This window comes from Cellulomonas sp. EB106-03-03-XG116 (genome assembly GCF_058792015.1).
Genome location: NZ_JBYTEP010000064.1, coordinates 1 through 18,458 on the forward strand (window position 1 = coordinate 1; position 18,458 = coordinate 18,458).

At 74.3% G+C, this 18,458-nt stretch carries 21 protein-coding genes; 19 read left to right on the forward strand and 2 right to left on the reverse strand.

Translation table 11 applies throughout. From position 1 onward, the window contains the following. The 3 genes from AC3WUG_RS17280 to AC3WUG_RS17290 all read left to right on the forward strand — a co-directional run. Positions 1 to 639, forward strand: a 639-nt coding sequence (locus AC3WUG_RS17280) for a flagellar hook-length control protein FliK (protein WP_492328793.1), incomplete at its 5' end; no start/stop codon positions are given. 15 nt (positions 640 to 654) lie between these two features. Further along, positions 655 to 1,137 (forward strand): flagellar hook assembly protein FlgD, encoded by a 483-nt coding sequence (locus AC3WUG_RS17285; protein ID WP_492328794.1) that lies wholly within the window; start codon positions 655 to 657, stop codon positions 1,135 to 1,137. Positions 1,138 to 1,173: 36 nt separating this feature from the next. Continuing rightward, positions 1,174 to 2,367: a flagellar hook protein FlgE gene (locus tag AC3WUG_RS17290; RefSeq protein ID WP_492328795.1), complete on the forward strand. Its 1,194-nt coding sequence runs from the start codon at positions 1,174 to 1,176 to the stop codon at positions 2,365 to 2,367. A gap of 45 nt (positions 2,368 to 2,412) precedes the next feature. Here AC3WUG_RS17290 and AC3WUG_RS17295 read toward each other — a convergent pair whose 3' ends face one another. Together AC3WUG_RS17295 and AC3WUG_RS17300 are read right to left on the reverse strand one after the other, a co-directional pair. Continuing rightward, the gene (locus AC3WUG_RS17295) at positions 2,413 to 2,826 is read right to left on the reverse strand and encodes a type II toxin-antitoxin system VapC family toxin (protein ID WP_492328796.1); all 414 of its coding nucleotides are present in this window, start codon (positions 2,824 to 2,826) and stop codon (positions 2,413 to 2,415) included. Further along, entirely contained in the window at positions 2,823 to 3,077 is a 255-nt protein-coding gene (locus tag AC3WUG_RS17300) for a type II toxin-antitoxin system prevent-host-death family antitoxin (protein ID WP_492328797.1), read from the reverse strand. Before AC3WUG_RS17300 ends, AC3WUG_RS17295 begins: the two co-directional genes overlap by 4 nt. Positions 3,078 to 3,255: 178 nt before the next feature. Here AC3WUG_RS17300 and AC3WUG_RS17305 point away from each other — a divergent pair, with 178 nt between their 5' ends. The 16 genes from AC3WUG_RS17305 (at position 3,256) to AC3WUG_RS17380 (ending at position 18,377) form a co-directional block, all read left to right on the forward strand. Continuing rightward, entirely contained in the window at positions 3,256 to 3,579 is a 324-nt protein-coding gene (locus tag AC3WUG_RS17305; protein ID WP_492328798.1) for a flagellar FlbD family protein, read from the forward strand. Between the two features lies 1 nt (position 3,580). Beyond that, positions 3,581 to 4,348, forward strand: coding sequence for a motility protein A (locus AC3WUG_RS17310; RefSeq protein ID WP_147795543.1), 768 nt, complete (start codon positions 3,581 to 3,583; stop codon positions 4,346 to 4,348). Next, complete coding sequence (locus tag AC3WUG_RS17315) at positions 4,345 to 5,265, forward strand: OmpA/MotB family protein (RefSeq protein ID WP_492328799.1); 921 nt, start codon at positions 4,345 to 4,347, stop codon at positions 5,263 to 5,265. The genes AC3WUG_RS17310 and AC3WUG_RS17315 overlap by 4 nt, the downstream gene beginning before the upstream one ends. Before the next feature lie 5 nt (positions 5,266 to 5,270). After that, a complete protein-coding gene (locus tag AC3WUG_RS17320; protein ID WP_492328800.1) occupies positions 5,271 to 5,789 on the forward strand; it encodes a flagellar basal body-associated FliL family protein in 519 nt (172 codons plus the stop codon). A 199-nt stretch (positions 5,790 to 5,988) separates the two neighbouring features. Next, positions 5,989 to 6,924, forward strand: coding sequence for a FliM/FliN family flagellar motor switch protein (locus tag AC3WUG_RS17325; protein ID WP_492328801.1), 936 nt, complete (start codon positions 5,989 to 5,991; stop codon positions 6,922 to 6,924). Next, on the forward strand, positions 6,924 to 7,637 hold the full coding sequence (gene fliN, locus AC3WUG_RS17330) for a flagellar motor switch protein FliN (RefSeq protein WP_492328802.1): 714 nt from the start codon (positions 6,924 to 6,926) through the stop codon (positions 7,635 to 7,637). The genes AC3WUG_RS17325 and fliN overlap by 1 nt, the downstream gene beginning before the upstream one ends. Continuing rightward, on the forward strand, positions 7,637 to 8,245 hold the full coding sequence (gene fliO, locus AC3WUG_RS17335) for a flagellar biosynthetic protein FliO (RefSeq protein ID WP_492328803.1): 609 nt from the start codon (positions 7,637 to 7,639) through the stop codon (positions 8,243 to 8,245). The genes fliN and fliO overlap by 1 nt, the downstream gene beginning before the upstream one ends. A gap of 101 nt (positions 8,246 to 8,346) precedes the next feature. Then, positions 8,347 to 9,150: a flagellar type III secretion system pore protein FliP gene (gene fliP, locus AC3WUG_RS17340; protein WP_492328809.1), complete on the forward strand. Its 804-nt coding sequence runs from the start codon at positions 8,347 to 8,349 to the stop codon at positions 9,148 to 9,150. Further along, a complete protein-coding gene (fliQ, locus tag AC3WUG_RS17345) occupies positions 9,150 to 9,422 on the forward strand; it encodes a flagellar biosynthesis protein FliQ (RefSeq protein ID WP_147795549.1) in 273 nt (90 codons plus the stop codon). Before fliP ends, fliQ begins: the two co-directional genes overlap by 1 nt. Before the next feature lie 7 nt (positions 9,423 to 9,429). Beyond that, positions 9,430 to 10,185 (forward strand): flagellar biosynthetic protein FliR, encoded by a 756-nt coding sequence (locus AC3WUG_RS17350; protein WP_492328804.1) that lies wholly within the window; start codon positions 9,430 to 9,432, stop codon positions 10,183 to 10,185. Next, the gene (locus AC3WUG_RS17355) at positions 10,185 to 11,342 is read left to right on the forward strand and encodes an EscU/YscU/HrcU family type III secretion system export apparatus switch protein (RefSeq protein ID WP_492328805.1); all 1,158 of its coding nucleotides are present in this window, start codon (positions 10,185 to 10,187) and stop codon (positions 11,340 to 11,342) included. The genes AC3WUG_RS17350 and AC3WUG_RS17355 overlap by 1 nt, the downstream gene beginning before the upstream one ends. Positions 11,343 to 11,400: 58 nt before the next feature. Continuing rightward, positions 11,401 to 13,464 carry a flagellar biosynthesis protein FlhA gene (gene flhA / locus AC3WUG_RS17360; RefSeq protein ID WP_492328806.1) on the forward strand — a complete coding sequence of 688 codons (2,064 nt, stop codon included), beginning with the start codon at positions 11,401 to 11,403 and terminating at the stop codon, positions 13,462 to 13,464. After that, on the forward strand, positions 13,442 to 14,713 hold the full coding sequence (locus AC3WUG_RS17365; protein WP_492328807.1) for a hypothetical protein: 1,272 nt from the start codon (positions 13,442 to 13,444) through the stop codon (positions 14,711 to 14,713). Before flhA ends, AC3WUG_RS17365 begins: the two co-directional genes overlap by 23 nt. Before the next feature lie 186 nt (positions 14,714 to 14,899). Then, positions 14,900 to 15,199: a carbon storage regulator CsrA gene (gene csrA, locus AC3WUG_RS17370; RefSeq protein WP_492328808.1), complete on the forward strand. Its 300-nt coding sequence runs from the start codon at positions 14,900 to 14,902 to the stop codon at positions 15,197 to 15,199. A 365-nt stretch (positions 15,200 to 15,564) separates the two neighbouring features. Further along, positions 15,565 to 17,964 carry a chemotaxis protein CheA gene (locus tag AC3WUG_RS17375; RefSeq protein ID WP_492328810.1) on the forward strand — a complete coding sequence of 800 codons (2,400 nt, stop codon included), beginning with the start codon at positions 15,565 to 15,567 and terminating at the stop codon, positions 17,962 to 17,964. After that, the gene (locus AC3WUG_RS17380; protein WP_147795556.1) at positions 17,961 to 18,377 is read left to right on the forward strand and encodes a chemotaxis protein CheW; all 417 of its coding nucleotides are present in this window, start codon (positions 17,961 to 17,963) and stop codon (positions 18,375 to 18,377) included. The genes AC3WUG_RS17375 and AC3WUG_RS17380 overlap by 4 nt, the downstream gene beginning before the upstream one ends. Positions 18,378 to 18,458 lie beyond the last annotated feature (81 nt).

The following is an 18,458-nucleotide window of genomic DNA, read 5'->3' on the forward strand; positions in this document are numbered from 1 at the left end:
CCCGCCGCCCGTCCGGCCGACGCCGTCACCGCCGCCCCGGCCGCGACCGCGCCCGCCGTCGCCGCCGAGACCCCCGAGCCCGCCTCCGCCGCGGCGGTCCCGGCCGACGAGGCGGCCCCCGTGCCGGCGCCGACCGCCCCCGCCGCCCCGGCGGCGCTGCAGGTCGGCACCGTCCCGCACCGGGTCGCCGCGGCCGCCGCCGCGCCGGCCCCGCTGTCCGACCAGCTGGCGGCCAAGATCGGCGAGCAGCTGCCCGCGCTCCGCTCGGCCGGCAACGGCCAGCACGTGCTCACGCTGCACGTCGACCCGGAGCACTTCGGGCCGGTCAAGGTCGTCGCGCACATCACGGCCGAGGCCGTGCGCGTCGAGCTGGTCGGCGCGACGGACGCCGCCCGGGACGCGCTCAAGCAGTCGCTGCCCGACCTGCGCCGCGACCTCGCCGCGACCGGCCTGTCCTCGGACGTCCGGCTCGGCGCGGACGGCTCCGGGTCCGGTGACCGCGCCGGCGCGGACGCCGCCGGCCGCCGCGAGGCCGGCCGCCCGGACGGCGCCCGCACCGGCACCGGTCCCGCGGCGGACGCCGCTCCCGCACCCGCCCGCCCGTCGGCCCACGCCGGCGGCCTCGACCTGCTCGTCTGACCGGAGGGATCCCCCGTGACCGCCATCCCCGTCTCGTACATCGGTGGCTCGACCGCCGACGCGACCGCGGCGACCACCAGCACCCCGAGCAAGACGCTCGACAAGGACACGTTCCTCAAGCTCCTGGTCGCCCAGCTCTCCAACCAGGACCCGAGCAGCCCGATGGACACCAGCGACATGATGGCGCAGACCACGCAGCTGTCGATGATGGAGTCCCTCTCGGAGATCCAGGCGTCGTCCCGCGAGCAGTTCGGGCTCCAGATGCGGATGGCCGCGGCCGACCTCGTCGGCCAGCAGGTCACCTGGACGGACGCCGACGGGAAGACCCAGACCGGCGTCGTCTCCGGCGTCGACTACTCCGCCAGCGTCCCGACCCTGACCGTCGGGAAGACCCAGATCCCGCTCGACGCCGTCGCGACCGTCACCCCGGCAGGCAGCACCCCGCCCGCCGCCGACGACGAGGCGACCACCCCCACCGACTCCACGACCACCGCCTGACCGCGGTCCGGCCCACCCCACCCGAAGGGAACCACCATGCTCCGCTCCCTCTTCTCCGGCATCAGCGGTCTGCGCAGCCACCAGACGATGCTCGACGTCACCGGCAACAACATCGCCAACGTCAACACCACCGGCTTCAAGGCGTCCCAGATCCAGTTCCAGGACACCCTGAGCCAGATGCTCAACGCGGCCTCCGGCCCGCAGGACGGCGTCGGCGGCCAGAACCCGGCGCAGGTCGGCCTGGGCGTCCAGGTCGCCGGCATCACCACCAACTTCACGCAGGGCGCCTCGCAGCTCACCGGCCGCAGCACCGACATGATGATCTCCGGCGACGGCTTCTTCGTGGTCCGCCAGGGCACGCAGCAGTACTACACGCGCGCCGGGTCGTTCGACTTCGACTCGACCGGCCAGATGGTGCTGCCGGGCGACGGCGCGATGGTCCAGGGCTGGGCGGCCGACGCCACCGGCGTCATCGACACGTCGCGCGCCGTCGGCGACATCAAGGTCGGCGTCGGCACGGTCATGCCGGCCAAGGCGACCACCACGACGCCGTTCTCCGGCAACCTGCAGGCCGACGCCGAGACGGGCAAGACCAAGACCGTCTCGGTCAAGGCCTACGACGCGCTGGGCAACGCCCGCGAGGTCGAGCTGGAGTTCGTCAAGGGCGCCACCGGCTGGACCATGACGGCCACCGACGGCACCGCCACCTACCCGGCGACCGGCTCCGTGGCGCTCACCTTCGACGCCGCGGGCAACCCGACGTTCGCCGACACCACGTTCGCGCTCGGCGGCGTGACCGTCGACCTGACGAAGATCACCGGCATGGCGGGCGTCGACACCATCGCGGCCGACAAGCAGGACGGCTACGCGGCCGGCATCCTCGAGTCGTTCACGCTCGGCTCGGACGGCACCATCACCGGTTCGTTCAGCAACGGCCTCAAGCAGGCGCTCGGCAAGATCGCGATGGCGTCGTTCACCAACCCCTCCGGCCTGTCGAAGGCGGGCGGCTCGCTGTTCACCACCACGGTGAACTCGGGCGACCCGCAGATCGGCTCCGCCGGCACCGGCGGCCGCGGCACCATGTCGTCCGGCACGCTCGAGATGAGCAACGTGGACCTGTCCACGGAGTTCACGCAGCTGATCATCGCGCAGCGCGGGTTCCAGGCGAACTCCCGCGTGATCACCACCTCGGACGAGGTGCTGCAGGAGCTCGTGAACCTCAAGCGCTGACGCGCACCGCCTCCCTCGCCCTCGACCGGGCGGGGGAGGCGGTCATCAGGCATGCCAGGGGTCGACGACGGCGACGCCGGCGCCGACGAAGTCCTGCACGTTGCGGGTGACGACCGTCTTGGCGTGCACCAGCGCGGTGGCTGCGATGAGCCCGTCCGAGAACGGGCGGGCGTCGGGTACCGACAGAGCAGCGGCGCGACGGGCCACGTCGCCGTCGACGGCCAGCACGCGGCCGTCGAACTGCGGCAGCACCTGCCCGGTGAACCAGGCGCGCAGCAGCGCTCCCTGGACGGGGTCCTTGCGCTCGCGACCGAGGATGCCCCGCTCCAGCTCGTACAGCGTCATGGCCGAGACGAACAGATCCGACGTGGGTCGCGCGTCGACCCAGGCGACCACGCCGGGGTCGGCCGACCGTCTGCGGAGCTCGGAGATGACGTTGGTGTCGAGGAGGAACGTCACAGGTCCACCTCGCGGTCGGCGAGCGGGACGCGCGGCGGGTCGAAGTCGAAGTCCTCGGCGTCGGGCCGCATGCGCAACGTCTCGGAGAGCCCGGTCGGTGCACCCGTGAGGGCGCGCCAGGCCTCCACCGTCAGCAGCACGTGGGACGGGCGCCCGCGGTCGGTGATCACCACCGGACCGTGGGCAGCGGCCCGCTTCGCCGCCGACACGTCGTGGTTGAACTCGCGGGATGTCATCGCGGTCTCGGCCATCTCGACCCCCTTGTAGGTACGTACCTACATCGTACGACGACATCGCTCTGCGCGGCAGGGCGGACACCGCAAACCCCTCAGCGACCGGGCCCCGCGTCCGATGGGCAGGGGGAGCGGCACACGGACGGGCCGCGGCGGCGCCACGCCGCACACGCACCACCAGGGACGGGACACCGCTGTGATCATCGTGACGCGCCTCAACGGGGCCCAGTTCGGGGTCAACCCCGACCTGCTCCAGCGCGTCGACAGCGCGCCCGACACCATCCTGACCCTCATCGACGGGACGAAGTACATCGTCCGCGAGTCGATGGCCGAGGTCATCGCGCGGGTCAACGAGCACCGCGCCCAGCTCCTGGCCCGTGCCCAGGAGATCCAGGCCGCGCCGACGCCCACGGTCGAGCTGGTCCGCGACTCCGCCGCCGGCGGCGCGCCGGGCCCCGCCGAGGACGACGGCGACGAGCCGCTCGCCGACCCCGTCCCCCTGCGACCGAGGAGCCGCTGACATGGATCCCGCCGGTTTCATCGGACTGGTCGTCGCCTTCGGCGCGATCTTCACCGCCCTCATCATGGAGGGGGCGGACCCGATGTCGATCTTCCTCCTCCCGCCGCTCATCCTGGTGTGGCTGGGCACGATCGGCGTCGGCATCGCCGGCCACACGCTGAAGGACGTCATCGAGTCCTACAAGGCGGTGCCGCGGTCCTTCCTGAAGAAGGTGCCGGACCCGACCACGACCGTGGACACGCTCGTCGACCTGGCCGACCGCGCCCGGCGCGAGGGCCTGCTCGCGCTCGAGGACGCCGCCAAGGACATCGACGACCCGTTCCTGCGCGGCGGCCTGCAGGCCGCGATCGACGGCACGGACCCCGACGACCTGCGGATGATCCTCGAGGACAAGATCGCGACGAAGCGGACCAAGGAGAAGGTCTGGTCCAAGTACTTCGCCGACATGGGCGGCTACGCCCCGACGATCGGCATCATCGGCACGGTCATCTCGCTGGTGCACGTGCTGGAGAACCTGTCGGACCCGGCGTCGCTCGGGCACTCGATCGCCGCGGCGTTCGTCGCCACCCTGTGGGGCATCCTCTCCGCCAACGTGGTCTGGCTGCCGATCGGCGCCCGCATCAAGCGGTTCTCCGACCTGGAGTGCGCGCAGATGGAGGTGACGCTGGAGGGCCTGCTGGCCGTCCAGGCCGGCGCCAACCCGCGCCTGGTCGGCGAGCGGCTGCGCAGCCTGCTGCCCGACGAGCCCGCGGCCAAGGAAGCGGCGTGAGCTCCGGCCACGGCGGCCGCGGCCGCGGTCGCCGCGGGGGGCACGAGGAGGAGCACGTCAACCACGAGCGCTGGCTCGTGTCCTACTCGGACATGATCACCGTGCTCATGGCGCTGTTCATCGTCCTGTTCGCCATCAGCCAGGTCGACCAGGAGAAGTACGTCGCCCTCAAGGCGTCGCTGGCGGCCGGGTTCGGCGACGGGTCGGTGAACCAGTCGGTCCTCGACGGCACGGACGGCGCGCTGGACGGGCTCGCGATCACGGAGGACCAGCCGGACGCCGGCACCTCCGGGATCGTGGACGCGGACGAGGGCCTCGGCCTGCAGGCGTCCGACCCGGCGCCCCAGACGTCCGCGGACCCGACCCAGGTCGACGCGAGCGTGCTCGCCGCGGCGCAGGCCGAGGCGGCGCACCTCGAGGAGGTGCGCGAGCACATCCTCCAGGCGCTGACCGGTGCCGGCCTGCAGGACCAGGTCCGGTTCCGGGTCGACGAGCGCGGGCTGGTGCTGGGCCTGGTCGCGGACGACGTGTTCTTCGCGCAGGGGTCGGCGACGCTGACCCCCACCGCGGGGCGGGTCCTGGACCTGGCGGCGCCCACGCTCGTGGCCCTCCAGGAGCAGATCTCGGTGGAGGGGCACGCCAACACCATCCCGATCTCGGGGCGCTACGCCACGAACTGGGAGCTCTCCTCCGACCGCGCCACCCAGGTGCTGCGGTACCTGGTGGAGCGCGACGGCATGCCGGGCACCCGCATCCAGGCGGTGGGCTACGGCGACACCCGGCCCCTGGTGCAGGGGACCGGCGAGGACGCGATGACCGCCAACCGGCGGGTCGACATGGTCATTCTCAGCGCGGCACCCGAGGCGGTGCGCGCCCTGCTGCCTGCGGTGGCAGCCGGAAGCACGACGGGAGGGTAGGGGCGATGCCCATCGAGCAGCGCGTGGTCGGCGGCGGTCAGAAGATCGGCGGCGGCCAGAAGATCGGCGGCGGGAGCCCGGCTCCGGCGCCCGCCGCGGAGCCGGAGAAGAAGAAGGGCGGCAAGAAGAAGCTGCTCCTGATCATCGGGGCGGTCGTCCTGGTGGCGGCCGGGGCGGCGGCGTACCTGCTGCTCGGCCGCGGGAGCGGCGAGCCGGCCGCGGAGCCGGAGCCCGAGCCGGGCGCGGTGGTCGCGGTCGAGCCCGTGAGCCTGAACCTGGCCGACGGCCACTACCTGCGGCTCGGCTTCGAGCTGCAGTTCACCCTCGAGGCCGCGGGCCACGGCGACCCGGAGACCGGCCCCGCGGTGGACGCGGCGATCGCGCTGTTCTCCGGCCGGAGCGTGTCCGAGGTCAGCGACCCCGCGAAGCGCGAGGAGCTGAAGGCGGAGTTCAAGACCCAGCTCGACGAGCTGTACCACGGGGAGGTGTACGACGTCTTCCTGACGAACTACGTCACGCAGTGACGGCGCGCGCGGCGACGCGCGCCCCGTCCGACCGGACGTCCGGGGCCCCTGACCAGGGGCGTCACCCGATCCGGTGAACCACGGCGCCACGGAGGGCGCCACATCGCTCCGCAGCACGCCGGCCCACGACGGGCCGAGGGCGGAGAAAGTCCGGCCGCGACCTCTCACATCACCCGGTTGCGCGCCGATCAGGGTGGGCGTGACGGTCCACACCACGGGTCAGGCCCCCGCGCGCTCCCGGCGGCGCACGCACGTGCCCGAGCCCTACGACTTCCGCCGCCCCATGACGATGGCGCGCGAGCACGCCCGCGTGCTCGAGATGGCGTTCGAGACGTTCGCCCGCCAGTGGGGCAACCAGCTCACCGCCCGCCTCCGCGCGATGGCCCAGGTGACGCTCGACGGGCTGAGCCTGCAGACGTACGACGAGTACGTGCGCGGCCTCCCGGGCACCACGGCGATGATGCTGTGCACGATCGAGCAGACCCGGCAGACGGCCGTCGTGCAGGTCCCGGTCAGCGCGACGATGGTCTGGATCGACTACATGCTCGGCGGCCCCGGCACGGGCGACGCCCGCGAGGACCGCGAGCTCACCGAGATCGAGCTGACGCTGCTGCGCGGCGTGATGGGCGCGGCGCTGGGCGACCTCGGCTACGCCTTCTCCTCGCTGACGCCGCTCGACGTCACGCTGCGCTCCGTCCAGTACAACCCGCAGTTCGTGCAGGCGGTCCCCGCCTCCGACGCGGTGCTGGTCGCCACGTTCCTCATGCGGGTCGGCGAGCGCGAGGACGTCGCCTCCGTCATGTTCCCCGCCGAGGTGCTGCTCGCCGCCGTGCGGCAGGCCGACGGCGCCGGCAGCCGCTCCGTCGAGGACCAGCGGGCCCACGAGCTCGCCGTGCTCGACCTGGAGGCCGCCGTCGAGGACGTGCCCGTCGAGGTCGCCGTCCGGTTCGCGCCGGTCGTCGTCCGCCCCCGCGACGTCGTCGGCCTGTCCGTCGGCGACGTAATCCCCCTGTCCCACCCGTCGTCCCAGCCGCTCGACGTGGTGGTGGACGGGGTCGTGCTCGCGCGAGCCGCCGCGGGGAACAACGGTTCCCGCCTCGCCTGCATGGTCGTCACCGTCGAGGAGAAGCACTGATGAACGCCGTCCCCACCGCCGAGACCACCGACGCCGCGGTCGCGCTCGCCGCGGCCACCGCCGCCGCGCGCCTGCTGCCGGCCGCCGCGCCGCTGGTGCCGGCCCCGGCCCCCGCCGGCGCCCGCCCGGACGCCGACGCGCTCGCCGTCGTCGCCTCGTTCGTCGGCCCGAACAGCGCCGACGTGGTGCTGGTCGCCGACGAGGCCGTGCGCGACGCGCTCGCCGCCGGCGCCCCCGACGGCAGCCCGCTCGACCTGGCCGCCGCGCTGCGCCCGGCCCTGGAGGCCGCGGTGGCCGAGCTCGGCGCCGGCGTCCTCGAGGCCGCCCGCACCGAGACGGTGGCCACCGCGCTGCCCGCCGACGCGCACCTCGTCGCGCTCGGCACCGAGGAGGGCGTGCAGGCCTGGTTCGGCCTGCGCCTGCGCACCGAGCCGAGCGCGAAGGTCCCGGGCGTCCCGACCCAGCGCGCCAGCCTCAACGTGCTCTACGACGTCGAGATGACGCTGACCGCCGAGCTCGGCCGCACCAAGCTGCCGGTCCGCCAGGTCCTCGAGCTGACCCCGGGCGCCGTCCTGGAGCTCGACCGCGCTGCCGGCAGCCCGGCCGACGTCATGGTCAACGGCCGCCTCATCGCCCGCGGCGAGGTCGTCGTGATCGACGAGGAGTTCGGCATCCGCATCACCGAGATCGCGCGCGAGGACGGCACCATCTGATGGACACCCTCGTCCTGGGCCTGCGCGTCCTCCTGGCGCTCGCGTGCGTGATCGGCCTGATCTGGGTCCTCGCGCGCCGCGCCGGGTGGGGCAAGGGCCGTCGCCGGCCCGCGGGCCCGGCCGTCGAGGTGGTCGGGCGCCAGGCGCTCGGCCGCCACGCCGGGGTCGTCGTGGTCGCGGTCGGCGACCGCCGGCTGCTGCTCGGCTACGGCGAGCAGCACGTCACGATGCTGACCGAGCTCGACGCCGTCGCCGAGGAGGAGGCCGCCGACGAGGAGGCCCCCGCCCCGGCCGCGCCGATGACGCTCGGCGCGCTGGCCGCGGCCGTGCTGCCGACGCCGCGGCGGACCCGGCCCGCCGCGCCGTCGACCGCCCCCGCCGCCCCGGCGCCCGCGTTCGAGGAGGCGCTGGCCGAGGCCACCGCGGCCCCGGTGCCCGGGCTGGCGGGCATGGACGTCGCCGACGTCGACGCCGCCCGCCTCGAGCGCCTCACCGCGCCCGCCGCCGGGGACGCCGCCGCGCACGGCGCGCTGCACGGCTCCGTGCTGGCGCCGTCCACCTGGAAGCAGGCCGTCGCGGTGCTGCGGGAGCGGACGGTGCGCCGGTGACCGCCCGCCCCGCCACGGAGACCGCCGACGTGGACCTCGTGCTGTCCGGCCCCCGGGCCGAGGCCCTCGCGGCCGCCGACGCCACCGACCGCCGCCGCTGGCTGCTGGTCGTCCTGGCCGTCCTCGGCCTGGTCGTCGCGCTCGTCGTGCTCGGCTCGGGCAGCGCGCACGCCGCGCCGGTCCCGCCCGAGGGCCCGGCCGCCCCGACCGGCCCGGCCGATCCCGGCACCGGCGAGGTATCCGTCGCCATCAACGGCGTGAACGGCACCCCCAGCAGCTCGATCGTCGTGCTCATCGGCATCACGCTGCTGTCGGTCGCGCCGTCGCTGCTGCTGATGATGACCGGCTTCACCAAGATCTTCGTGGTGCTGTCCCTCACCCGGAACGCGCTCGGCCTCACGACCGTGCCACCGAACCAGGTGATCGCCGGCCTCGCGCTGTTCCTCAGCCTGTTCGTGATGGCCCCGGTGCTGTCCGAGGTCAACACCGACGCGGTGCAGCCCTACCTCGACGGCAGCATGGACTTCAGCACGGCGCTCGACGCCGGCTCGGCCCCGCTGCGCGAGTACATGCTCGGGCACACCCGCGAGGCCGACCTGGCGCTGATCACCCGGGCGGCCGACCAGCCCAACCCGGAGGACCCGGCGTCGGTCCCGATGCTCACGCTCATCCCCGCGTTCATGCTCTCGGAGCTGCGGTCGGCGTTCATCATCGGGTTCGTCATCTTCATCCCGTTCCTCGTCATCGACCTGGTCGTGTCCTCGGTCCTGATGAGCATGGGCATGATGATGCTGCCGCCCGTCATGGTCTCCCTGCCGTTCAAGCTGCTGCTGTTCGTGCTCGTCGACGGGTGGGGCCTGATCGTCACCGCCCTGGTCGGCGCCGCGTCGGGCGGGGGTGGCTGATGGACACCTCGGCCGTCCTCGACATCGGGCTGGACGCCCTGATCATCGCCGCGAAGCTCTCGGCGCCCGTGCTCATCACCGCCCTGGTCGTCGGGTTCTCCGTCTCCCTGGTGCAGTCCGTCACCCAGATCCAGGAGGTGACGCTGTCCTTCGTGCCGAAGGCCATCGCCGCCGCCGTGGCGCTGCTGGTCTGCGGGCACTGGATGATCGCGGAGCTGGTGACGTTCACGCACCAGCTGTTCGAGCGCATCCCGGCGCTGCTCGGGGGCTGACCGCACGATGGACGTGACCCTCTCCCTGGCCGCCGTGCAGACCGCGATGCTCGCGGGCGTCCGGTTCGCCGCGTTCCTGATGATCGCGCCGCCGTTCGCGCACCGCGGGATCCCCGGCGCCGTCAAGGCGATGCTGGCGGTCGGGCTCGCGATCGCCGTGCTGCCCCGGCTGGACCTCGTCGCGACGGAGTCCACGGGGGAGTTCGTCGGGGACCTGGTGCTGGAGGCCGTCGTCGGCGCCGCGCTGGGCTTCCTCGTCTCGCTGGTGTTCTCGGCCGTGCAGGCCGCGGGCAACCTGATCGACCTGTTCGGCGGGTTCCAGCTCGCCCAGGCGTTCGACCCGCAGAACATGACCTCCGGCGCGCAGTTCGCCCGGCTGTACAACATGACCTGCCTGGTGCTGCTGTTCGTGTCGGGCGCCTACCAGCTGCTGATCGGCGGGCTCGCCCGGTCGTTCGACGCCGTGCCGCCCGGCACCGGGCTGGACCTCGCGGCGATGGGCCAGGCGGTCACCACCGGGCTGTCCGACATGTTCCTCGCGGCGCTGCAGATCGGCGGCCCGCTGCTGGTCGTGCTGTTCCTCACCGACGTGGGCCTCGGCCTGCTCACCCGGGTGTCCCCGGCGCTCAACGCGTTCGCCATGGGCTTCCCGCTGAAGATCTTGATGACCGTGACGTTCGCCGGCTTCGCGTACCTGGCCCTGCCGGGCGTCGTCGACGACCTGGCGCGCAAGGCCGTCGAGGCCGTCCTCGGGGTCGCCTGATGGCCGGGGGAGGGGACGCCGGGGAGAAGACCGAGAAGGCCACAGCCCAGCGGATGAAGGAGGTCCACCGGGACGGGAAGCTCTCCCGGTCCCAGGACCTCACCGCGTGGGTCGGCCTGGCCGCCGCCGCCGTCATGCTGCCGAGCACCGCGAGCCGCGCCTCCGACGCCGCGCGCGACCAGCTCGCCGCGGTGCGCGAGGCGATCGCGGCGCCCGACGCCGGCACGGTCGTCGACCTGCTCGGCGACGGGCTGTGGTCCGTCGTCGGGACCCTGGGCCCCATGCTCGCCGTCGTCGCGGGCGTGATCATCGCCGTGGCCGTCGCCCAGGGCGGCGTGCACGTCAAGAAGTTCAAGCCCAACGTGAAGCAGTTCAACCCGGTGTCCGGGGTGAAGCGGCTGTTCGGCGCGAACGCCTGGTGGGAGGGCGCCAAGACCCTGCTCAAGACGGCCGTCGTCGGGCTCGTCCTCTACCTCGCCGTGCAGGCGCTCGTGCCGCAGCTCATGGGCACCGGCCGCATCCCGCTCGAGCACATGCTCGGTGTGGCGGGCGCCGGCGTGAAGCAGCTGATCGTCTGGGGCGTCGGGGCCGGCGTGCTGCTCGCCGCGATCGACCTGCTCGTCGTGATGCGCCGCAACCGCAAGCAGACGCGCATGTCGAAGCAGGAGATCAAGGAGGAGAACAAGCGCACCGAGGGCGACCCGCTCGTCAAGGGCCAGATCCGGTCCAAGCAGATGGCGATGAGCCGCAACCGGATGATGGCCGCGGTCGCCGACGCGGACGTGGTGATCGTCAACCCGACGCACGTCGCCGTCGCGCTGAGGTACGTCGCCGGCACCGGCGCCCCGCGGCTCGTCGCCAAGGGCGCGGGCGCCGTCGCCGCCAAGATCCGCGAGCAGGCGACCGAGCACCGCGTCCCGATGGTCGAGGACATCCCGCTGGCCCGGTCGCTGCACGCCGCGTGCGCCGTGGACCAGGAGATCCCCGCCTACCTGTTCACCGCCGTCGCCCGCGTCCTCGCGTTCGTGATGCAGCTGAAGCGCCGCGGCGCGGCGATGGGCAGGCACACCATGCCGGGCGGCTCGGTCGCCCCGGACGACGCCCCGACCACCGCCGCTGCTGCCCGCCGGCGAGCCCGGCAGGAGAAGGCCGCATGAACCCGACGCCCCTGCCGATGACCAGAGCAGTACCGCAACCACTGACGAGGACCTGACGATGAAGAACCGGCAGATCTCCCAGCTCGCCGTCCCGGTGGGCGTCGTGGGCATCGTGCTGCTCCTGGTGGTGCCGCTGCCCGCCGCGATGCTCGACGTGCTGATCGCCGTGAACATCACGGCGTCGCTCGTCATCCTGCTCACCAGCATGTACGTGCAGAAGCCGCTGGACTTCAGCGTGTTCCCCTCGCTGATCCTGGTGTTCACGCTGTTCCGGCTCGGCCTCAACGTCGCGTCCACCCGGCTGGTGCTGCGCGACGGCTACGCCGGCGCCGTGATCGACGCGTTTGGGCACTTCGTGGTCGGCGGGTCGCTGGTCATCGGCCTGGTGATCTTCCTGATCCTGGTCGTCATCCAGTTCGTCGTCATCACCAACGGCGCCGGCCGCGTGGCCGAGGTCGGCGCGCGGTTCACCCTCGACGCGATGCCCGGCAAGCAGATGGCCATCGACGCCGACCTGAACTCCGGCCTGATCGACGAGGAGACCGCCCGCAGGCGGCGCGCGGAGGTCACCGCGGAGGCCGACTTCTACGGCGCCATGGACGGTGGCTCGAAGTTCGTCAAGGGCGACGCCATCGCCGGCATCATCATCACGCTGATCAACCTCATCGGCGGGTTCGTCATCGGCATGGTCCAGATGGGCCTGTCCGTCACCGAGTCGCTCGAGCGGTTCAGCCTGCTGACCATCGGCGACGGCCTGGTCACCCAGATCCCCGCGCTGCTGCTCTCGGTCTCCACCGGCATCGTCGTCACCCGGGCCACGGCCGAGGGCGACATGGGCACCGCGGCGTCCAAGCAGCTGTCCCAGTCCCGCACCGCGCTGCTGATCGCCGGCTGCGGCGCGCTCGCCCTGGCGCTGCTGCCGGGCATGCCGAAGCTGCCGTTCGTCCTGGTCGGCGCGGGGCTGCTGATCGTCGCGCAGCGGATCAAGGCCTCGCAGGCCAAGGAGGCCGCCGCCGCCGAGCTCGCCGCCGCGTCCACCGCCACCGCGGCGCCGACCAGCAACGACACCCCCGAGGCGCTCATCGAGCAGATGCGGGTGCACACCCTGGAGATCCTGCTGGCGCCCGACCTGGTCGACATGGTCGGCAACGGCCCCGACCAGGACCTGCTGCACCGCGTCCGCGGCCTGCGCCGCAAGATCGCCATGGAGCTCGGCATCGTCGTGCCGCCGGTCCGCACCCGCGACTCCGTCGACCTGCCCCGGTCCACCTACGTCGTGCGGATCGCCGGCGTCGAGGTCGGCCGCGGCGAGGTGCCGCCCGGGCGCATCCTGGCGCTCGGCGACGACCTCGCCGCGCTGCCGGGGCAGTCCGTCGTCGAGCCGGTGTTCGGCCTGCCGGGCAAGTGGGTCGCCGCCGAGCTCCGGCACGCCGCCGAGATGGCCGGCGCCACCGTCGTCGACCGGGTGTCCGTGCTCATCACGCACCTCGGGTCGATCATCACGCGCAACGCGCCGCGGCTGCTCGGCCGCGAGGACGTCCGCGTCCTCACCGAGGGCGTCAAGCAGGTCAACCCGTCCGTGGTCGAGGAGCTCGTGCCCGGGCTGCTCACGCTCGGCGAGGTGCAGCGCGTGCTGCAGGGGCTGCTGGCCGAGGAGGTGCCGATCCGCGACCTGGGCCGCATCTACGAGGCCCTGACCCTGCGCGCCAAGGTCAGCACGGACCCCGAGGGCCTGGTCGAGGCCGCGCGCGGCGCGCTCGGTCCCGCGCTGTCGGCCCAGTACGTGCAGGACGGCGCGCTGCGGGTACTCACCCTCGACCCCGTCTTCGAGCAGTCGCTGGTCGAGGCCCTGCGGCCGTCGGAGTCGGGCACCCAGATCGTCACCGACCCGACCCGCCTGGAGGCGATGCTGGAGCGGCTGCGCGCGCAGGTCGCCGACGCCGAGGCCACCGGCCGGTCCGTCGTGCTGGTGTGCGCCCCCGCGCTGCGGCCCGCCCTGCGTAAGGTCGTCATCCTCGCGCTCGACCGGCTGCCGGTGCTGTCGTACGCCGAGGTCACCGGCGGCGGCGTCCGGATCGAGACCGTCGGGGTGGTGAGCGGTGCCCACGCGATTGCTGCTTGAGGGCGCCGACCTGGCCGAGCTCATGGTGCACGTGCGCGCCGAGTTCGGGCCGACCGCGCGGATCGTGCGCGCCGAGCGGGTGCGCACCGGCGGGCTCGCGGGCTTCTTCGCGCGCGAGCGGTACGAGCTGACCATCGACGTGCCGGACGCCCCGGCCGCGCCGACGACCGGGCTGCTGCGACGCCGGATGCCGGCGGCCGGCGCCGGGGCCGGTGCGGGGGCCGGCGGGATCGACGCGCTGCTCGCGGCCGCCGACGCCGCGGACGCCGGGCCGGACGGCTACGGGCCGCCCGGCTCGGACGTGCTCGCACCGGCGCGCGCGGGCGCGGTGCCCGAGGCGCCGCCGCGGGTGTCGACGGGCGAGGAGGCGTTCGCCTCCGTGCTGGAGCAGATGCGCGCGATGACCGGGGCCGTGGCGCCGGACCACCAGCTGGAGGTGCCGGCCCCGGCCGCGCCCGTCCCGGCCGGGCCGGTCGACGCCGGGGGGCGGGCGTTCGAGCCCGCCGCCCCGCCGGTGCTGCCCGCGCCCGCGCCGGCCCCCGCCGTGGAGCGGGTCCCCGCCGACGCGCGGGTCGCGGCGGGCGGGGTGCCGCGCGACGCGCTCGCCGAGCTCGGCGTGCCCGCGGCGCTGCTGGCCGCGGTCGGCGACGGCCCGGTCGAGCTCGCCCGGCTGCTGGCCGCCGTGCCCGCCGCGCCGCCCGTCCCGCGGGACCCGGGGACGGTGCTGGTCGTGGCCGGTCCGCCGGAGGACGCGGCGCGGGTCGCCGAGCTGCTCGCGCTCCGGTCGGGCTCGGGCCCGGTGGTGCTCGCGGGCGACGCGGAGGCGGGCGCCGGTGCCGGCACGGGCGGCAGCGCCGGGCGCCGGCTGACGACAGCGGCCGCCGCGGCCCGGTGGCGCGCCGAGCCGACCGGCACCGACGGCGCCACCGTCGTCGCGCTGGGCGTCCGCCCGGGCCGCGCCCGTGAGGACGCCGCCGCCGAGCTGCTGGCGGCCCTCGCGCCCGACCAGGCCTGGGGCGTCGTCGACGCGCGCAGCAAGACCCGGGACTGCGCCCGGTGGATCGCGGGCGTCGGTGCGCGCCGGCCGCTCGACGCGCTCGCCGTCGGCGGGCTGTTCGACACCAGTGAGCCCGGCACCGTCCTGGGCCTCGGCGTCCCGGTCGCGTGGATCGACGGCGTGCCGGCGTCGCGCGTGGCCTGGGCCGCGGCCCTGGGCGAGCACCTCCCCGAGGGCACCGTCTGGGGCTGACCCCGTCGGACCCGGTTCCGTCCGGTTCCGTCCCGTCCGAGAGTGGAAGGTTCTGCCCGACACGCCGACGGCGTGTCCGGCAGAACCTTCCACTGCCGGGACCGTCGGGTGGATCCACCCGGGCGGAGGGGCCGCTCGGGTGGGCGGTGCACCGGTCGCTTGCGCACGGAAGGTAGGGTCGGCGCCATGCTGGTGCTGAGCAGACGGGTCGGCGAGCGCCTCGTGATCGGGGACGACATCGTCGTGACCGTGATCGAGGTGCGCAGCGACGGCGTCCGCCTCGGCATCGACGCCCCGCGCTCCGTCGCCGTGCACCGCGCCGAGGTGCTCGAGGCCGTCACCGCGGCCAACCTCGCCGCCAGCGACGCGGCGACCGACGCCGGCGACGACGCCGTCGAGTCCCTGCGCGGCCTCGTCGCGGGCCAGCCCGCCCCGGCCGCCGCGCCGGAGCCGACGCCCTCGGACGAGGACCGCCCCGGCCGCTGACGCTCGCGCCCGCCCGCGCCTGCTCGCTCGCCCGCGCCTGCCGTTCGCCCGCGCCTGCTCGCTCGCCCGCTCGCTCCCTCGCTCCCTCGCTCCCAGCGGTCCCCTCGCCGAGATTGCACTCGTCGCGGGGTTCGACCGGGGCGAACCCCGCAGGAAGTGCGATCTCGGCGCGTGACGGCGCGCGCGGACCTCGGCGCGTGACGGCGCGCGTGGTGGCCGCCTGCTGCGCCACCCGTCCGGGTGACGCCCTCGCCTTCACCCGGCGCCAGCGCCCCGTCGCCCGCAGAAAGCCTCACGCCGCCCCCGGAACCGCCGATCCTCACCTCAGACGGGTCCGCACCCGGTAGGAGGCAGCAGTGGAGGACATGGACGAGATCGTCCGCGAGTTCCTCGTGGAGAGCCACGAGAACCTCGACCAGCTCGACCAGGACCTGGTGGCCCTGGAGAGCGAACCGGGGTCGCGCTCGCTCATCGCGAGCGTGTTCCGGACGATCCACACGATCAAGGGGACCAGTGGGTTCCTCGCGTTCTCGCGCCTGGAGCGCGTGGCCCACGCGGGGGAGAACCTGCTGGTCGAGCTGCGCGACGGCCGCCGGTCGATGGACCAGGCGACCACCGACGTGCTGCTGCGGCTGGTGGACACGATCCGCGAGATCCTGCGCGCGATCGAGGTCGAGGGCGGCGAGGGCGGGGTCGAGATCGACGCGGTCATCGCCGCGATCGAGGCGATCCAGGCGATCGAGCCCGGTGCCGAGCCGGCGGCCGAGGCCGTCGCGCCCGCCGCCGAGGTCGCCGCTGCGCCCGCCGTGCCGGAGCCCGTCGCCGAGCCCGAGCCCGTGCCGGCCGCCCCCGTGGCCGCCGCGCCCGCGGCACCGGCCGTGGTCCCGGCGCCCGCGCCGGCCCCCGCCGTCGAGGCCGTGGCCCCGGCGCCGGTCGCCGCGCCGGTCGCCCCCGCGACCCCGCCGGCCCCCGCGCCGACCCCGGCCCCCGCGCCGGCTGCCGCCCCCGCGGCCCCCACCGAGGAGCTCGGCTCGCTCCGCGGCGGCGCCGCCGACGCGTCGATCCGCGTGGACGTCGACCTGCTCGACGCCCTCATGCGCCAGGTCGGCGAGCTGGTCCTGGCCCGCAACCAGATCAGCCGGCTGGCGGGCGGCACCGACGACGTCGACCTCGCCCGCTCCGCGCAGCGCCTCAACCTCATCGCCGGGGAGCTGCAGGAGGGGGTCATGAAGACCCGCATGCAGCCCATCGAGCACCTGTGGTCGAAGATGCCGCGCATGGTGCGCGACGTCGCGGCCGCGTGCCACCGCGAGGTGCAGCTCGAGCTGTCGGGTGGTGACACCGAGCTCGACCGCAGCCTGCTGGAGGCCGTGAAGGACCCGCTGACGCACCTGGTGCGCAACGCGGTCGACCACGGCATCGAGGCCTCCGCGGACCGCGTCGCCGCCGGCAAGGCGCCGAAGGGCGTCCTGGGGCTGCGCGCGTACCACGCGTCCGGCCAGGTGGTCGTGGAGGTCGCCGACGACGGCCGGGGCATCGACCCGGAGAAGATCGGCGCGAAGGCGGTCCAGAAGGGCCTGCGCACGGCCGACCAGGTCGCGTCGATGGGCCAGGCCGACCTGCTCCAGCTGCTGTTCCTGCCGGGCTTCTCGACGGCCGAGGTCGTCTCGAACGTGTCCGGCCGCGGCGTCGGCATGGACGTCGTCCGCACCAAGATCGAGGCGATCGGCGGCGCGGTCGAGGTCGACTCGGTCGTGGGCCGCGGCACGACGTGGCGGCTGCGCATCCCGCTGACGCTGGCGATCATGCCGGCGCTCACGGTGGAGTGCAGCGGCGACCTGTACGCGATCCCGCAGGTGAACCTGCTGGAGCTCGTGGCGCTCGACTCGCAGCGCTCGGAGTCCGGCATCGAGCACATCCACGAGGCGGCCGTGTACCGGCTGCGCGGGGAGCTGCTGCCGCTCGTGCCGCTCTCGGAGGTCCTCGAGGTCGGCGGCGAGCGCCCGGAGAACGCGGTCATCGCCGTGGTCCAGTCGGACCAGCAGCGGTTCGGCCTGCTGGTCGACCGCGTGCTGAACACCGAGGAGATCGTGGTCAAGCCGCTGTCCGCCCGCCTGAAGTCGATCGGGGCGTACTCCGGGGCCACGGTCCTGGGCGACGGCCACGTCGCGCTGATCCTGGACGTGCAGGCCATCGCCCGCCGCGCCCTGGCCGGCGAGCTCGACGTCGCCGCGCGGGACGCGCACGACAACGCCGCGGCGAACGCGGTCCGCGACACCCAGCAGGTCCTGGTCGTCGGGATCGGCGGCGGCCGCCAGGTCGCCATGCCGCTCGCGTCGGTCGCCCGCCTGGAGCACGTGCAGGCCGACCAGGTCGAGTACGTCGGCGGCCGGGAGGTCGTCCAGTACCGCGGGACGATCCTGCCGCTGGCGCGCCTCGACCGGATCCTCGGCGCCTACGGGTCCGAGGAGTCGTCCGAGCTGCTGCTGGTCGTCTACAGCCGCGCGGGCCGCAGCGTCGGCCTGGTGGTCAAGGAGATCGTCGACATCGTCGACGACGACTCGGCCCGGCACTCCGACATCGAGGACGCCGGCCTGGTCGGCTCCACGGTGCTCGGCGACAAGGTCACGGAGCTGCTGGACGTGCGCCGCGCGATCCTCGCCGCGGACGCGGCCTTCTACGACGAGCGGCCCGAGCACCGCTCCACGTACGACGACCTCCCGACGCAGGTCGGCGGGTCCGAGCTGGTGGGAGCCACCCGATGAGCCAGTACGTCACGTTCAGCCTCGGCGGGAGCCTGTACGGGGTCGACGTCACCCGGGTCCAGGAGGCGCTGCGCTCGCACGTCCGCACCCGCGTGCCGCTGTCCCCGCCGGCGGTCGCCGGCCTGGTCAACCTCCGCGGGCAGGTCGTCCTCACGGTCGACCTGCGGCCCCGCCTCGGCCTCGAGCCGCTGGGCGAGGACGCCGAGCCGATGATGGTCGTCGTGCAGGTGGCGGGGGAGCCCGTCAGCCTGCTGGTCGACGAGATCGGCGACGTCATGGAGGTCGGCCCCGAGACGTTCGAGGCCCCGCCGGAGACGCTCGACGCCGCGCTGCGCCCGCTGATCCTCGGGGCGCACAAGCTCGACGGCCGGCTGCTGCTGGTCCTCGACGTGGACCAGGCCACCGCGGCCTGACCGACGGCGGACGGCCCTGCCGCGGCACGCAGCACGCGCTGTATCTTATCCACATCTGACGCTGCCGACGAAGGCCGTGGA

Excerpts from the sequence above, each read along its gene's own strand:
- AC3WUG_RS17320 (WP_492328800.1), top strand. The coding sequence starts at position 5,271 with ATGCCCATCGAGCAGCGCGTGGTCGGCGGCGGTCAGAAGATCGGCGGC.
- fliO (WP_492328803.1), top strand. The coding sequence starts at position 7,637 with ATGGACACCCTCGTCCTGGGCCTGCGCGTCCTCCTGGCGCTCGCGTGC.
- fliQ (WP_147795549.1), top strand. The coding sequence starts at position 9,150 with ATGGACACCTCGGCCGTCCTCGACATCGGGCTGGACGCCCTGATCATC.
- AC3WUG_RS17290 (WP_492328795.1), top strand. The coding sequence starts at position 1,174 with ATGCTCCGCTCCCTCTTCTCCGGCATCAGCGGTCTGCGCAGCCACCAG.
- AC3WUG_RS17375 (WP_492328810.1), top strand. The coding sequence starts at position 15,565 with ATGGACGAGATCGTCCGCGAGTTCCTCGTGGAGAGCCACGAGAACCTC.
- AC3WUG_RS17380 (WP_147795556.1), top strand. The coding sequence starts at position 17,961 with ATGAGCCAGTACGTCACGTTCAGCCTCGGCGGGAGCCTGTACGGGGTC.
- AC3WUG_RS17350 (WP_492328804.1), top strand. The coding sequence starts at position 9,430 with ATGGACGTGACCCTCTCCCTGGCCGCCGTGCAGACCGCGATGCTCGCG.
- AC3WUG_RS17355 (WP_492328805.1), top strand. The coding sequence starts at position 10,185 with ATGGCCGGGGGAGGGGACGCCGGGGAGAAGACCGAGAAGGCCACAGCC.
- fliN (WP_492328802.1), top strand. The coding sequence starts at position 6,924 with ATGAACGCCGTCCCCACCGCCGAGACCACCGACGCCGCGGTCGCGCTC.
- AC3WUG_RS17310 (WP_147795543.1), top strand. The coding sequence starts at position 3,581 with ATGGATCCCGCCGGTTTCATCGGACTGGTCGTCGCCTTCGGCGCGATC.
- AC3WUG_RS17300 (WP_492328797.1), bottom strand. The coding sequence starts at position 3,077 with ATGGCCGAGACCGCGATGACATCCCGCGAGTTCAACCACGACGTGTCG.
- csrA (WP_492328808.1), top strand. The coding sequence starts at position 14,900 with ATGCTGGTGCTGAGCAGACGGGTCGGCGAGCGCCTCGTGATCGGGGAC.
- flhA (WP_492328806.1), top strand. The coding sequence starts at position 11,401 with ATGAAGAACCGGCAGATCTCCCAGCTCGCCGTCCCGGTGGGCGTCGTG.